Raw genomic sequence first — 14775 nt, 5'->3', positions numbered from 1 at the left:
ATTAAAGTATGAATATACTAATAGTTGATGATAATGCAAATAACAGGGTAATATTAAAGTTCTTTTTGCAAAATTACGAAGTCGAACATGATGTTAAATTTATGATTGATGAAGCTACTGATGGATTAGAAGCAGTAGAAAAATGTAAAAAAGGTAATTTTAATATTGTCTTCATGGATATAATGATGCCTGATATGGACGGTATTGAAGCCACCAGAATCATAAGAGAGACTGACTTAGAGATAATGATTATAGCAGTTTCCGCACTTGATGATAGTGATAGAAAAAAAGAGATTCTAAATATTGGGGCAGAAGATTATATATCTAAACCCATAGATGCCAATATCTTTTCAAGCAGAATGGAAAATTATATCACTCTCATAGAATCCAGAGGACATGAAAAGCTGAACTCCAAATCTATAAATATTTTTACAAATGAGATATATTCGAGACATACAAATTTTATTATAAAATCAGAAGATTCATTATCTGAATTTTGGGAGTTTTTTCTTCTAAATATAACAAAGAAGAATGAGTTTTTAAGTGATGTTGTCAGAACAATATTTTCTATTGCAGAAGTGCAGGTGAAATTGTCTATAGAAAGCAGCATCTACATAGAAGAATCAGATAAATTACAATATTTCACTTTGACGAAAATAGATGAACTGCCTGAAAATGTAGTCAAACTTATTTTAAGTAAAAACAAACCCGATTGTGAATATAAAATCAGTGATTCAAAAATATCTTTTGAGCTTTGTAAAGTTTATCCTGAGTCAGATGCCGGGGCAGTTTAAAAACTTTATTTTAGAGGCTACAGAAATATTTCTATAGCTCTGGCTAAATCCTCCGGCGTGTCAATACCAAAACCTGTGCTTGAAACTTTTAACATAGTTATCTTTTTTTGATGGTAAATAGCGCGAAGTTGTTCCAAACCTTCGATATCTTCTATCGGCGCGTCACTTAAGTTACAAAATTCTTTTAGACTTTTTTTACTAAATCCATAGATTCCGATATGCCCAAAATAAGTAGCTCTTCCGCTACGGTTGTAAGGTATGAGAGACCTTGAAAAATATATTGCATTGTCTTTATCGTCTAAAACTACTTTAACAAGGTTCGGATCTTCTGCAGACTCTGCGTTGATAGCATTGTAACAACTTCCCATTATAAAAGGTTCATCTTTTTCTTGAAGCTCTTTGAGTTTATTTATAAGTGACTCCACAACTTCAGGCTCTATAAAAGGTTCATCCGCCTGTACATTGATTATTATCTCATTATCATCGAGTTTTAAGATGTTGGCACACTCATTTATACGGTCCGTGCCGCTTTTGTGAGTTGTAGAAGTAAGCATCGCCTCAACACCGTGTTCTTTACAGGTAGAAATGATTTTTTCATCATCTGCAGCCACTACTACTCTGTCAATATGAGAAACAGCTTTGGCAGTCCTGACAACCATAGGCAGACCACCTATATCTGCCAGAACTTTTTGCGGAAACCTTGTAGATGCCAGTCGTGCCGGAATAATAATCATAGTAAAAATGCCTTTATTTAATAGCTTTGAGATATAATAACAAAATTATATCCAAAATGTTTTCAAGGTACTCTAATTATGCTCCTCTACCAGCCTCAAGAAGGCTACTGTTATAACAGTGATTCAGTTTTTTTATATGATTTTATAGACTCTTTCAATCCAAAAGGCAAAATGTTGGATGTTGGTGCAGGATGTGGAATTGTAGGGCTGTTGGTCGCTCGTGATAATCCAAAAGTAGAACTTGAAGCAGTTGAGAAGCAAGATGCTTTTGTAGAGTATGCGACTATCAATGCAAGAGTAAATAAAATAGAATATAAGATTCATAAAACTGACTTTCTAGACCTTGATGAAAATGTAAAGTACGACTACATAATATCCAACCCTCCGTTCTATCATGACAATGTTTCGGTAAGTAAAAATGAGATGTTATTCAATGCAAGGTATAATATCAACTTACCTTTAAAAGCATTTTTTAAAAAAGTCTCAAGGCTCTTAAAACCTAGGTCCCATTTTATTTTTTGTTATGATGCATCGCAGTTTGGTTTAATATGTGCAGAACTGGATCGCGTAAAGTTAAGAGTAGTGGATGTTCAGTTTGTGCATCCAAAAGCAGACAGAGGAGCTACTTTAGTAATGTTGCATGTTAGAAACGGCTCTTCATCTCTTATGAATGTCCATAAGCCGCTGATAAGCTTTGATGGAAGTGAATTTTCCAAAGATGCAGCGCGCATCTATAAAAAAGCTTCAACACAGAGTATAAAATGTCATCTGTAATTAAAAAAGAGGGCTTTGAGTATGCTTTTGACGCTTCGGCTTGTTCCACCTGCGAAGGTAGATGCTGTACTGGTGAGAGCGGTTACATTTATGTAACTAAAAGTGAAATAGAAGAAATTAGTAAATTATTAGATTTAGATATTAGAGATTTTGTTAATGAGTATCTTTTTAAAAAGGGCTATAAGTATTCTATCAAAGAGATAAAGTATAATGACTCACACGAGTGTATCTTCTATGATAGAGATATAAATGGTTGCAAGATTTATGAAGCTCGTCCGTCTCAGTGCATAACTTTCCCGTTTTGGGATTATTATAAGCACAGAGTAGATGAATTGCAACAAGAATGCCCTGGAATAATAATAGGAAACAATGATGATTAAAATATTTATAACTCTGTTTTTAGCACTTCTTTTTAGCGGATGTTTCGGTGGGTTAGGCAGCCCTGCACCAAAACCGTATGAAAAGACCTTTGCAGAAGAAGATATATATATTTTATTTGCACTCAGGGCTGAACAGCTAAAAGATTATGAATCGGCTGCGACTATATTTAACTCTCTGTATGAAAAATCAGATAAAAAAGAGTATCTTTACCAATCCCTTCAAAACGAGTTAACTCTGCATAAAAATGCACAGGTTGTTGCTAAAATAGATGCAGTAACAGATGGAAGCATGGATGATTTTAAGCTTGTTAGACTAAAAATAATTGCCCTTATAGGGGATGAAAAGTTTGAAGAAGCCAGAGTACTTGCCATAAAACTGGTTGAAAAATCAAAAGAAGTCAATGATTATATACTAGTCAGTGAAATATATGTAAAACAAAAAAAATACGACACGGCGTTAAAGTATCTTGAGAGTGCATATACTAAAGATTACAATGAAAAAATACTAGATAGAATGTCAATCATTTTATATGTAAATCTGCAAAGAAATAAAGAAGCTATCGCACAGCTTGAGACTCATGCAAGAATACACGGCTGTTCAAAGATCATATGTACAAGACTTATAGGTTTTTACTCAAATGAAAACAATATTGACTCTCTTTTATCCGTATATTTAAGATATTATGAGATGGAAAAAAGTGATAATATTGCAAAGAAAATAGTTCAGATATATGCTTATAAAAAAGAGTACATTAAACTAATGGGCTTTTTAGAAAAAAGTAAAAGCGACAATGAACTGCTTTTGCAGGTGTATATAAATGCAAAAAACTATAAAAAAGCTTCAAAGTTGGCAAACACTCTTTATGAAGAGACAGGAGATGCCAACTATTTGGGGCAAAGTGCAATCTTTGAATATGAGAGTAATAAAAACAAAGCCGACAAGAAGATGCAGGACTCTGTTATTGAAAAATTAAAAGAAGCAGTAAGCGCAGAAAAAAAACCACTATATTTAAACTACCTAGGTTATCTGCTTATAGACCATTCTATAGATATTAAAGGCGGTATGAAGTATATAAGAGAGGCATTAAAACTACAGCCTAACTCTGCTTTTTATCTTGATTCTCTTGCTTGGGGATATTATAAATTAGGCAATTGTGAAAAAGCGTACAAAATCATTTCTGAAGTAAGAAAGTTAGATGGTGGGGATGATTCTGAAGTAATCGCACATGAAAAAGCTATACATGAATGTATAAATAAAAAAAACAAGGGTAAAAATAAAAAATGATTCTAGATGATATTATAAAAAAGACCAAAGAAGATTTAGTAAAAAGGGAAAAAGAGTTTTCAATGGACTGGCTTGGTCGTTCACTTGCCTTTAATGCAAGAGTTCCAAGAGATGTCTTTCCTTATTTAAAAGCGACGGAGGAAGATCCGTATAGAATTATCTCAGAAGTAAAAAAAGCTTCTCCTTCTAAGGGTGTCATACGTGAGAATTTTGACCCTTTAGCAATTGCTCAAGCTTATGAGAGAGGAGGGGCGAGTGCTATATCGGTACTTACAGAGCCTCACTTTTTTCAAGGTTCACTGGATTATCTTGGCGGCATCAGAAGATATGTAGGTATTCCGCTTTTAAGAAAAGATTTTATTGTCTCAAAATATCAGATATTAGAGGCAATGGTTCACGGTGCAGACTTTATTTTACTGATTGCTGCAGCACTTAGTAAAAAAGAGCTAAAAGAGCTTTTAGGATATACAAGACATCTAGGGATGGAAGCTTTGGTAGAAGTTCATGACAAGTCAGACTTGGTAAAAGCTATTTATGCAGGAAGTGATATCATAGGCATTAACCATAGAAATCTTCAAACTTTTGAGATGAATATGAATCTCTCATACGAGTTGATTCCAATGATTCCAAACGGTAAAATTATCGTGGCTGAGAGCGGCATCTATGAGCATGGACAGTTAGAGGATCTTAGTAAAGCAGGTGTAGATGCCTTCTTGGTAGGTGAGTCTCTAATGCGTCAAGATGATGAGGAAGCAGCTCTTAGAAAACTAAAGTTTGGTTAAAAAGTAGAGTGATGTCTCACGCCTCAGGAGAGGTGTGAGAAGAGGTGTTAGATTATTGAAGTAGTGTTTTTACACACTCGCTGATTCTTTTTCCATCAGCTTTTCCGGCTAACTCTTTACTGGCTGTTCCCATGACTTTTCCCATATCTTTAGCAGTCGTAGCGCCAACTTTAGAGATTATATTTTTTAGCGCAGATGAGAGTTCATCATCGCTCAGCTGAACAGGAAGGTATGGAGTATAAAAAGCAATCTCATCAAGTTCTATTTGCATCAAATCGTCACGGCCTGCATCTTTGTATTGGTAAGCGGCATCATTTCTTCTTTTTACCTGAGTCTGTATTATTTTGATAACGTCATCATCGTTTAATTCTTTTCTCTCATCAACTTCTATCTGCTTAAATGCACTTGTAAGAAGACGAAGAGCATCTCTTTTTTTTGTATCTTTAGCTTTCATAGCATCTTTTACATCTTGATTGATCGTTTCTCTTATAGTCATAAATATCCTTTGGAACTATTATTGCTGGTATTATAGCAAAATCTATTATTTATAAATGAGACAATAATGCAAAAACTAATTTTAATACTCGTCATGCCTTTTTATGCTATACTTTTTTTATCTGGATGTACAGCAAATCTTACAGATCCAGAGATAGACTTTGCGCCTCCCGCATATGTAGAACAGATGCCGGCTAAAGAAGATAAGCAGGATTATGTCTCAACAGGAAGTATCTTCGGGCAGGGGGATAACCCTCTGTTTTCAGATCATAAAGCGATGCATGTAAATGATATAGTCAGAGTAGTGATATCTGAAACAGCAACAAGTTCAACCAGTGCGGCAAAAGATTTAAGTGAAGAAGATAGCAGTACTTTAGGTGGCGGTGCATTTACCGCAACTGGAGGAAATCCCGCTGTCAGTGCATACGCGAATAAGCTTAACGGCTTATCTAACATAGGCTTTACGGGAGGTTCTACCAGCGCTTTTTCAGGATCCGGCAGTGCTTCAAAAGATGCTTCTTTTACTACGACTGTTTCTGCCAGAATAGTAAAAGTATTACAAAATGGAAACTACTTTATCTCTGGCAAAAGAGAGATATTGGTTGATGATCAAAAGCAGATTATTCAAATCAGTGGTGTTATTCGTCCTTACGATATAGACCAATATAACAAAATAACTTCTGCTCAGATGAGCGAAGCTAAAATTCTTTATAGAACTCAGGGGGATGTGGACCGTGCGACAAAACAAGGATGGGGAACCAAAATTATTCAGGCTGCTTGGCCATTTTAGTATAGTAATTCTGCTCTGTGCATCTGCACTGAGTGCTCAAAGTTTTGAAGATTTTAAACGGTCTCAAGCTGAATCCTTTACCAAGTACAAAGATGAACGTGACAATGCTTTTAATAAGTATCTAAAACAACAGTGGGAAGCTTACAATGTTTACAAAGGCAAACCATTATATGAAAAACCGAAACCGCGAGAAATACCTTCTGCAAAACCTAAAAAAATCAAAAGTGTCGGACCGAAGATAAGTATTAAAGTTAAAAAAATTGAACATGTTGAACCAAAACCTGTTCAAGAATTTACAATAGTAAAAAAACCAGAAGTAAAAGAAAAAATAGTTAAAAAAGAAATTGTTACTCCTAAAGAACAAATCAAAATTGTAAAAATAGAACCTAAAAAAGAAGAGCCAAAAGTCAAGGTTGTTTCTAAAGATATAAATTTTGATTTTTACGGCTCTAAGCTTGGTTTTGATGTGTCCTCAGGTATTAAAAAGGCAAAATTTTATCCCCAAAATCAAGAAGGTATTAGAAACTTTTTTGACAGTGTTGCATCAAGCGAATATGATAGTTTGATCAATGAGATAAAAAGAGTAAGTAGTGTTATGAATCTAAACGACTGGGGGGTATATCTGCTTGTTTTAGATATTGCAAAAAATGTATACAAAGATCAAGATAACTCAAACCTTCTTAGCTGGTTCATATTTAATAAGCTTGGATATGCTGTAAAAGTAGGACTTGCCAAAAGACATATCATTTTAATGCATTATTCTAAAAAAACAATTTATTCAACTCCAAACTATAATTTTTCAAATAAAAAGTTTTACGTAGTTGCTAATTATGCAAAAGGAAGTGTAGGCAGATTATATTCATATAAACAAAACTACCCAGGTGCGGATAAGCCGATGGATCTCTCATTGAAAACACTTCCAAATCTCATGTCGGATATGAAGCAAAAAACACTTTCTTTCAGTGATTATGGGAAAAAATACAGTGTTTCGTTTGAGTATAACAAAAATCTTATAGATTTTATGTCTACATATCCGCAAGCTGATTATGAAACGTATTTTAATGCTCCGATAGACAGCAGGACTTATGAGTCGATTGCAAAAGATATAAAGAAATATGTTGATGGGAAAAAAGCAGGAGATGCAATGAACTTTGTACTTCATTTTGTACAAAAATCTTTCAAGTATGAAAGAGACGATCAACAGTTTGGAAGAGAAAAGGTTATGTTTGCGAACGAGACACTTTATTTTGATAAATCGGATTGTGAAGATAGAGCTGTACTTTTTTCTTATCTTGTAAAGGAGCTCTTTGGCATCAGTGTTGTAGGTGTTAAATACAAAGATCATATGGCGACGGCTCTTTATGTTCCTATGGAAGGTGACAGTGTAAAAACAGGGCGAAGAAAGTTAATTATAGCCGATCCTACATATATTAATGCCAGTATCGGTCAGAGCATGCCAAAATACAAATCTCTCATGCCTGAGAGTTTTGTAGTAGTTAGAAAAGATTAATAATTATATGCAACTTTGTAAGTAGGATCGTCCTCTTCGTATGCACAATGTGGACCGGCTTTTTTAAGTATTGCTTTACAGTCTGCTGATAGGTGACGAAGAAGAAGGTTTTTACCTGCATCTTCGTATTTTTTAGTTATGGCATCTATCGCTTCCACGCCTGAAGAGTCCATAACTCTTGCATCTTTAAAGTCTATGACTACTTTTGGAGGATCATTTGGAATATCAAAATTATCTGCAAACGTAGTAGCTGAACCGAAGAAAAGCGGACCTTCAAGCTCATAGACTCTGGTACCGTCTGCTTCTGTGTGAAATTTTGCAAAGATTCTCGCATGTTTCCAGGCAAAAGCAAGTGCAGAGATAATCACACCTGCTATAACGGCAATAGCCAAATCTTCAACGACTGTAATGATTGTAACGGCTAGCATTACGAAAGCATCAGTTTTTGGCATACGGCTCAAACGGGAGAAGCTAGACCACTCAAAAGTACCAATACTAACCATAAACATGATTCCGACCAAGACAGCTACGGGAATAGCGTTTAAAACACCAGACATTGACACGACCAAAGTGATTAGACCTACTGCTGCAACAAATGAAGAGAGTCTTCCTATACCGCCTGATGTATAGTTGATGATGCTTTGACCAATCATAGCACAACCTGCCATACCTCCAAAGAAACCACAAGTAATATTTCCAGTACCTTGAGCGATACATTCTTTGTTCGCTGAACCGCGAGTATTGCTGAGTTCATCTAAAACAGAGAGAGTAAGCAGTGATTCTATAATACCAACAAGAGCAACGATTACGGCATATGGAAGAATCATGATAATGGCATCTAGACTCAATAGTTTTTCTGGTATAACAAATGAAGGAAGTTGTCCTGCAAACTGACTCATATCTGCTAAACCGCTAAGCAAAAGTGTGTCTACTTTGGCAAAATAAACTGCTAATGTTATAGTTATGATAGCAATTAAACCCGCCGGAACAGCTTTTGTGTACTTAGGAAGAATATACATGATAAGCATTGTAACAGCTACTAAGATATACATCATATATCCTTGTCCATCAAAAAACTTGAACTGAGCGGTAGCGATGACGATAGCTAGACCGTTTACAAAGCCGTGAATTGCGGGAGTAGGAACCAAGCGTATAAATTTACCAAGTTTGAGCATGCCAATTGCTATCTGGATTAAACCTGCAACTATAGTAGCAAGTAAGATATAGTGAAGAACTCCCATGGCAAGAGCTTCTCCAGCTAAACCCTGAGATGATAGAAGTGCATTTGCTTCTAGGCTGAGACCGACCAGAACGATAGCGACAGCACCAGTAGCACCGGATATCATACCTGGCTTACCACCGATAAGAGAAGTAATCAGACCTAGGATAAAAGCAGTGTAAAGACCGACAACAGGACTGACTCCTGCAATAAAACTAAATGCTATAGCTTCCGGAACTAATGCAACAGCTACAACTAAACCAGATAGAATATCATTTTTGATATTGGCAGATGAGTATTTTTTTAAATCAAACAATTGAGAGATGCCTTAAAGGTAGTATTTTTAATTTTCGCGATTATATCTAAAGAGTAATGAAAATTTGCTTGTATAGTTAAGAAGCTATGCTATACTTAAGATAAGTTAAATAAGGAGATAGATGATATGAAAAGTATATTATATTTGGTAGCAGTTGTAGTGTTTTTAGGTGGGTGTTCTTATAAGAACGAATCGATAAATCTCTCTTCATATAACGCAGAGTATACGGGCGAGATTTCTAAAGAGAAAAAAAGTGTCTTTATTGAGTCGGTAAAAGATGTAAGGGTCGATAAAAGAACTATAGGTTATATTCTTAAAGACGGTATAAAAACTATAAATCTTTTCAGTACTGAAGATTTTGCGAAAAATTATAAAGACGGCTTAAGTAGTGCACTTCGTATAGCTGGGTTTAAAGTTGGCTCAGGTTCTAATGCAGACTTAGTAATGAGCATAAGTATAAAAAATATAGAACTCATTCATAATGATAAAACTTTTGATAAAAATATTAAGGGTGAGATTGAACTAGAAGTTATTATTAAAAAAGGCAATGAGACTATTACTCAAAACTTTAAACCTTCAGCATCAAAGTGGATAGGTCCATCATACAGATCTAAAGATATGGAGCCGTTTTTAAATGAACTCTTTTCAGACAGTATCAATAGTATTGTTTCAAGATTAACGAAACATTGATTTTTTAAACTCACTTAAAATTATTTAAGTGAGTTTAATTGTTCCTGTACTTTTACTTGCTTAGTCTGTGCATCTGCTAGTGCTTCGCGATTTTTCACCAGTACATCCTCAGGTGCATTAGCAACAAATCTTTCATTGTTTAGCATACCGTTAAGTTTATCAATCTCTTTTTGTAGTTTTTCATTTTGTTTAGAGAGTTTTGAGATGATTGAACTCAAATCAATAGAATCAGTAGGTATGAAAGTCTCACAAGTATCGGCTATATCGCTTACTGCATTTTCAACCTTAGTCTCAATAAACTCTACTTCTGTTACCTTAGCAAGTCTAGCGATGAATGGAAGCATCATCTCTTTATCTGCATCTGAGATTCCGTCGATTTTAACAAATGCTTTTTCTATTTTTTGATTAGCTAAATCAACAAGAACTTTTGCGCGTCTGATAGATACAATAGCGTCCATGATAATTTCAAACTTTTTCTCTTCTTTTCTCTGTTTGGTCTTGCTTGGGTATGGAGATATCATAATAGACTCAGCATTCTCAAGTGAAGTTCCAGATAGCTCATGGTAAAGATACTCTGTAATAAAAGGCATAAAAGGATGAAGAAGTTTCATAGCTTCTTTAAAAATTGCGCCAAGTTCTACGATGGCACCTTTGTCAGCTTTACTTAGCTCGATACCCCAGTCACAAAATTCATTCCAAAGGAATCTGTACATAACTGTCGCAGCATCGTTGAACTTGTATTCATCAAGGGCAGCACGGACTTCTTTTGTAGCTAAGTTTAGGCGAGACATCATGTAACGACCTAGGTCACTCTCAACACAGAATCCTTTCATGTCAGGGAAAGTATCTACGTTCATCTGAAGGTATTTAGATGCATTGTAAAGTTTGTTGGTAAAGTTACGGTTTAACTCCAGCTTTTCTTGGCTCATTCTTATATCACGACCTTGAGCTGCGCTGATTGCAAGAGTGAAACGTAAAATGTCTGCAGAGTATTTGTTAACCATGTCTAGGGGATCGATTACGTTTCCTTTGGACTTACTCATCTTGTCACCTTTTTCATCGCGCACAAGAGCATGAAGATAGATGTGCTTAAACGGAAGTTCACCGTTAAAGCTTTCACCCATCATCATCATTCTCGCTACCCAGAAGAAAAGAATATCAAAACCTGTTATAAGCAGAGTATTTGGATAGAAATCTTTCATATCATCTGACTTGAAGAGTTTATCCATCTCAGAGTCGCCGTTACCCCAGCCTAGAGTTGAGAACGGCCATAAAGCAGAACTAAACCATGTGTCAAGGACGTCAGGGTCTTGAGTGAGATTTTTAGAGGCACATTTAGGACACGCTGATGGAGCTTCTTCTTGAGATGCAAACTCATGGTCACAATCATCACAGTAAAATACCGGAATCTGGTGTCCCCACCAAAGCTGACGAGAGATACACCAATCTCTTAAATCACCCATCCAAGAGTTATAGGAGTTTATCCAGTGCGGAGGGAAAAACTTTGCTTCTCCGTTATTAGTTTTTTCTATAGATTTGTCGGCTACTTTGCTTCTTACGAACCACTGCTTTGAGATATACGGTTCTACTACATTTTTACATCTGTAACAATGTCCTACTTGATGTTTATGGTCTTCTATTTTAACCATATAGCCTTCTTCTTCAAGACGCTTTACAATGATATCACGAGATTCTAATCTCTCTAGACCTTTAAACTCTTCTGCATAATCGTTTAAAATACCCTTTTCATCAAATACTGTTATGAATTCCAAGTCATGACGTTTTCCGACTTCGTAGTCATTCTGGTCGTGTGCAGGAGTAACTTTTACCACACCTGTTCCAAAATCCATATCAACGTGCTCATCAGCAATGATAGTTACTTCTCTTTGAAGCAGTGGAAGACGAATTTTTTTACCTATAAGGTCTTTGTAACGATTGTCATTAGGGTGAACCATTACCGCAGTATCGCCAAAGTATGTCTCAGGTCTTGTTGTTGCAACTTCTACATGTCCGCTTCCGTCTGCAAAAGGGTATTTGATGTGATAAAACTTACCGTCATGGTCTTCGTGTTCTACTTCGATGTCACTGAGTGCACCATCGTGTGTACACCAGTTAACCATGTAGTTTCCACGAATTATAAGGCCTTCGTTATAAAGATGAACAAAAGCCTCTTTAACCGACTTTTGAAGTCCCGCATCCATAGTAAAACGTTCACGTTCCCATGCAGGAGATACACCCATTTTACGAAGTTGATCTGTCATTATTCCTGCAGACTCTTCTTTCCAAGCCCATGCACGTTCCAAGAATTTCTCACGGCCTATTTCTTCTTTAGTTGTTCCTTCGGCTAAAAGTTGTTTCTCTACAACATTTTGAGTAGCGATTCCCGCGTGGTCTGTTCCCGGTTGCCAAAGTGTTTTGTAACCATCCATTCTTTTATATCTGGTGATAATATCTTGAAGTGTAAAAGTAAGTGCATGACCGATGTGCAGGCGACCTGTCACATTTGGAGGTGGCATCATAATAGAGAAGTTTTTTCCTTCTTCTTGGATTGCTTTGTTCCCGTCTACCTCGAAGTATTTTCTATCTTCGCAGATTTTGTAAAATTGATTTTCTATATTTTGTGGTTCATAGCCGTTTGACATCTGTATCGCCTTGTTAATAGTGCTTAAAATTTCGCGATTATATCTAAAAAGAGGTGAGTATTTGCTTAGAAGAAGGTTTCTTTATTCTCAAGTTCAAAAAGATAAGAGTTTATAAAATTATAATAATTATGTACGGTAGGTTTTAGTTGTTCAAAATGAAAAAAACTGTTGATATTAGTTAGGTCAGTCTTCTCGACATGTTTTATAAAGGTATAACTATCCACTTCTTCAGCAAATAATAAAAATACAAAACTAAAGTAAGACCCACCTATCTTTATTGTCTTTAATACATCTGTCAGTCTCATATTTTTCTTTATCTGTTTAGATATATCTTCTTGTGTATAAAACAAAACCAGACTGATGGGCACATGGTAACGTCTAATGTTATATGTCAAATATTCTATAGGCGGCTGCAGTCTTTCAACTAGAAACTGAGCTGTTTCTATTTGAGAAAGACCAGTGTGTAAGAATGGTCTTTTTGACATTTAAACATTCCTTTTAAACTTTTATATTCCGGTAATTATTTTTTTAATCGCTATCTTATCTTTATACATGTTTTTATCAGCTTCTGTAATGACTTCTGATAAATTTGCTCCAGCTTTGAATTCACTCACACCAAATGAAAAACTTACATGAAACGAAGCTTCCTGTGCCTTTAGTTTCTTTGATGTTATATCATCCCTAATGCTATTTAAACTCTCAATCGCTTTTGCCTGAGAGACTTTATTTGAAAACATAACTACAAACTCATCTCCACCGTATCTTATTACACTATGTTTTGTCTTTCTGAGTTGATTGGCTATAAAAATAAGAACTTTGTCTCCAATAATATGACCGAAAGTATCATTGACAATTTTAAAATAATTTAAGTCTATGATAGCAAGAGTTCCTGCCTCTTTTAAAGCCTCAGAATCTTCTTGTACAAAATGGTCATGAAGCCATTTCCTGTTTTGTACATTTGTAAGTTCATCTTTATATACTGATTCTTTTAATTTTTCTACTTCACGACGTAAATTTTCAGTCTCTTTTAGTACTGTATTTAGTAGTTTTTCATCTTTTTCTTTAATTGCATCAATAGCTCTGCTTGTGCTTGCGCTTAACTGCATTGCACTTTTGGAAGCTTGATTTTGTAAATCTGTTAAATTTGAGCATTCCATAAGAAGTAAATCTTTGGCAAGAGCTTTTTCATCTGTTATATCAGTATTGTGATTATTGGCATATTTAGCAAAGATCGAAGCATACATACTAGGAGTCACAACTGCGAGTTGATCTATAGAGTGCTTTGTTTCATTGGAGATAATTTTTAACGCTTCTTTGTTGGCTTGCATACCTTGTACCTTTAGTATATTAAGTATACCGTAATTATAACACATAAAAAACTATTACATATTTAAAGATGACATTTTAAGTACATGCCTATTTTAATTTCCATAACATAAGTTTATCTGCTTCATCTGCCGTTATTAATTCATTTGAAGTATGAAAATCAATTTTAAAAACAGTTTGTTTATGACCTTTTAATAGATGCTTTTCTTCAAGAGTTTGGGTGTCAATAATAGAGATTTCACTATTTTCATTTTTAACAAAAGCTGCTTTTGAACCATCAGGACTCAGTGCAACAGCGTAGATGAAAAAAGACCCTTTAGTCATCTTGTAGGATGTAGGTGTTTTATACAAGATTACACGTTTGTCTTTACCTCCGCTTAGGAGCAATCCATGTTTATAATCAATAGAAAAAACATCTCTTTTGTTAGCTTTATTGAATACATCTATAATTTTGCCGCTTTTAATTTCTATTTTTGTTATTTGAGGTGTTTCATCAGCCGTAAAAATATATTTTTTATCTTCACTTATTGCAAAGTCCGAAAAACTGGCTAAATTGAGTTGTTTCTTGTATTTTATTTTTTTATTTTTTAAGTCAAAGAGAATAAGTGCATTATCCATAGTTGCCATCATAATCGTGTCTGCATCTACGAATTTTATCTTTTGTAACTCCATACCTTTAGATTCATCAAGCAATTTTGTCAGTTTTTTATTTTCATAAATATAAAGTTCTCTTACTGTACTTAGTAAACGTTTTATAAAAATAAGTTTTCCATCAAGATAATCAACACTTAAAATTAATGATCGTATATTATCACCCATTATGCTTTTTTGTTTTTTAAGTATCACCTGATCTGTCAGTTTGTCTTTTTTTAAATCATATATATCAATGATTCCTTCCTCTGTACCTATTATTAGCTTGCCACCTACTTTTACAAAGTCCGAAACTGCTTCACTCGCCTGTATAAATTTATAGGGTTCAATATCTTTTGCACAAAGACTTAACAATGATAGAAGAAATAAGTGTATTAAGAGTTTCAT

15 protein-coding genes are annotated in these 14775 nt (G+C 34.9%); 8 read left to right on the top strand and 7 right to left on the bottom strand.

Translation table 11 applies throughout. The features are described 5' to 3' along the window. Nucleotides 1-8: 8 nt before the first annotated feature. Complete coding sequence (locus ABYK18_RS00350; protein WP_373034549.1) at nt 9-794, top strand: response regulator; 786 nt, start codon at nt 9-11, stop codon at nt 792-794. Between the two features lie 17 nt (nt 795-811). Here ABYK18_RS00350 and kdsB read toward each other — a convergent pair whose 3' ends face one another. Further along, a complete protein-coding gene (gene kdsB / locus ABYK18_RS00345) occupies nt 812-1528 on the bottom strand; it encodes a 3-deoxy-manno-octulosonate cytidylyltransferase (protein WP_373034548.1) in 717 nt (238 codons plus the stop codon). Between the two features lie 78 nt (nt 1529-1606). Between kdsB and ABYK18_RS00340 the strand changes: the two genes are divergently transcribed. Genes ABYK18_RS00340 through trpC form a run of 4 tightly spaced genes read left to right on the top strand, consistent with a single transcriptional unit; the run spans nt 1607 to nt 4749 of the window. After that, complete coding sequence (locus ABYK18_RS00340) at nt 1607-2302, top strand: tRNA1(Val) (adenine(37)-N6)-methyltransferase (RefSeq protein WP_373034547.1); 696 nt, start codon at nt 1607-1609, stop codon at nt 2300-2302. Continuing rightward, entirely contained in the window at nt 2290-2682 is a 393-nt protein-coding gene (locus ABYK18_RS00335; protein WP_373034546.1) for a YkgJ family cysteine cluster protein, read from the top strand. The genes ABYK18_RS00340 and ABYK18_RS00335 overlap by 13 nt, the downstream gene beginning before the upstream one ends. Then, a complete protein-coding gene (locus ABYK18_RS00330) occupies nt 2675-3967 on the top strand; it encodes a hypothetical protein (protein ID WP_373034545.1) in 1293 nt (430 codons plus the stop codon). The genes ABYK18_RS00335 and ABYK18_RS00330 overlap by 8 nt, the downstream gene beginning before the upstream one ends. Continuing rightward, nucleotides 3964-4749, top strand: a complete 786-nt coding sequence (gene trpC / locus ABYK18_RS00325) for an indole-3-glycerol phosphate synthase TrpC (protein WP_373034544.1) — start codon at nt 3964-3966, stop codon at nt 4747-4749. The genes ABYK18_RS00330 and trpC overlap by 4 nt, the downstream gene beginning before the upstream one ends. 52 nt (nt 4750-4801) lie before the next feature. Here the strand turns inward: trpC and ABYK18_RS00320 are convergent, their stop codons facing one another. Then, complete coding sequence (locus tag ABYK18_RS00320; protein WP_373034543.1) at nt 4802-5245, bottom strand: GatB/YqeY domain-containing protein; 444 nt, start codon at nt 5243-5245, stop codon at nt 4802-4804. A 66-nt stretch (nt 5246-5311) separates the two neighbouring features. Here ABYK18_RS00320 and flgH point away from each other — a divergent pair, with 66 nt between their 5' ends. After that, complete coding sequence (flgH, locus tag ABYK18_RS00315) at nt 5312-6034, top strand: flagellar basal body L-ring protein FlgH (RefSeq protein ID WP_373034541.1); 723 nt, start codon at nt 5312-5314, stop codon at nt 6032-6034. Continuing rightward, nucleotides 5979-7544 carry a hypothetical protein gene (locus ABYK18_RS00310; protein ID WP_373034540.1) on the top strand — a complete coding sequence of 522 codons (1566 nt, stop codon included), beginning with the start codon at nt 5979-5981 and terminating at the stop codon, nt 7542-7544. The genes flgH and ABYK18_RS00310 overlap by 56 nt, the downstream gene beginning before the upstream one ends. Here the strand turns inward: ABYK18_RS00310 and ABYK18_RS00305 are convergent. Next, a complete protein-coding gene (locus ABYK18_RS00305) occupies nt 7541-9079 on the bottom strand; it encodes a SulP family inorganic anion transporter (protein WP_373034539.1) in 1539 nt (512 codons plus the stop codon). The genes ABYK18_RS00310 and ABYK18_RS00305 overlap by 4 nt on opposite strands. Nucleotides 9080-9205: 126 nt before the next feature. On the opposite strand from ABYK18_RS00305, the gene ABYK18_RS00300 reads away from it, so the two are divergent. Continuing rightward, nucleotides 9206-9769: a YajG family lipoprotein gene (locus ABYK18_RS00300; protein WP_373034538.1), complete on the top strand. Its 564-nt coding sequence runs from the start codon at nt 9206-9208 to the stop codon at nt 9767-9769. A gap of 20 nt (nt 9770-9789) precedes the next feature. On the opposite strand, the gene ABYK18_RS00295 is transcribed toward ABYK18_RS00300, so the two are convergent. The 4 genes from ABYK18_RS00295 to ABYK18_RS00280 all read right to left on the bottom strand — a co-directional run bounded on the left by ABYK18_RS00295 (nt 9790) and on the right by ABYK18_RS00280 (nt 14775). Continuing rightward, complete coding sequence (locus ABYK18_RS00295) at nt 9790-12411, bottom strand: valine--tRNA ligase (RefSeq protein WP_373034537.1); 2622 nt, start codon at nt 12409-12411, stop codon at nt 9790-9792. Nucleotides 12412-12476: 65 nt separating this feature from the next. Next, complete coding sequence (locus ABYK18_RS00290) at nt 12477-12896, bottom strand: hypothetical protein (protein WP_373034536.1); 420 nt, start codon at nt 12894-12896, stop codon at nt 12477-12479. Nucleotides 12897-12917: 21 nt separating this feature from the next. After that, nucleotides 12918-13739, bottom strand: coding sequence for a GGDEF domain-containing protein (locus ABYK18_RS00285; RefSeq protein ID WP_373034535.1), 822 nt, complete (start codon nt 13737-13739; stop codon nt 12918-12920). 88 nt (nt 13740-13827) lie between these two features. Further along, nucleotides 13828-14775 carry a hypothetical protein gene (locus ABYK18_RS00280; RefSeq protein WP_373034534.1) on the bottom strand — a complete coding sequence of 316 codons (948 nt, stop codon included), beginning with the start codon at nt 14773-14775 and terminating at the stop codon, nt 13828-13830.

The organism is Sulfurimonas sp. (genome assembly GCF_041563495.1).
In the GTDB taxonomy this organism is placed as follows: Bacteria; Campylobacterota; Campylobacteria; order Campylobacterales; family Sulfurimonadaceae; genus Sulfurimonas.
Note: the sequence above shows the minus strand (reverse complement) of the source record. Positions and strands in the feature narration are given on the sequence as shown.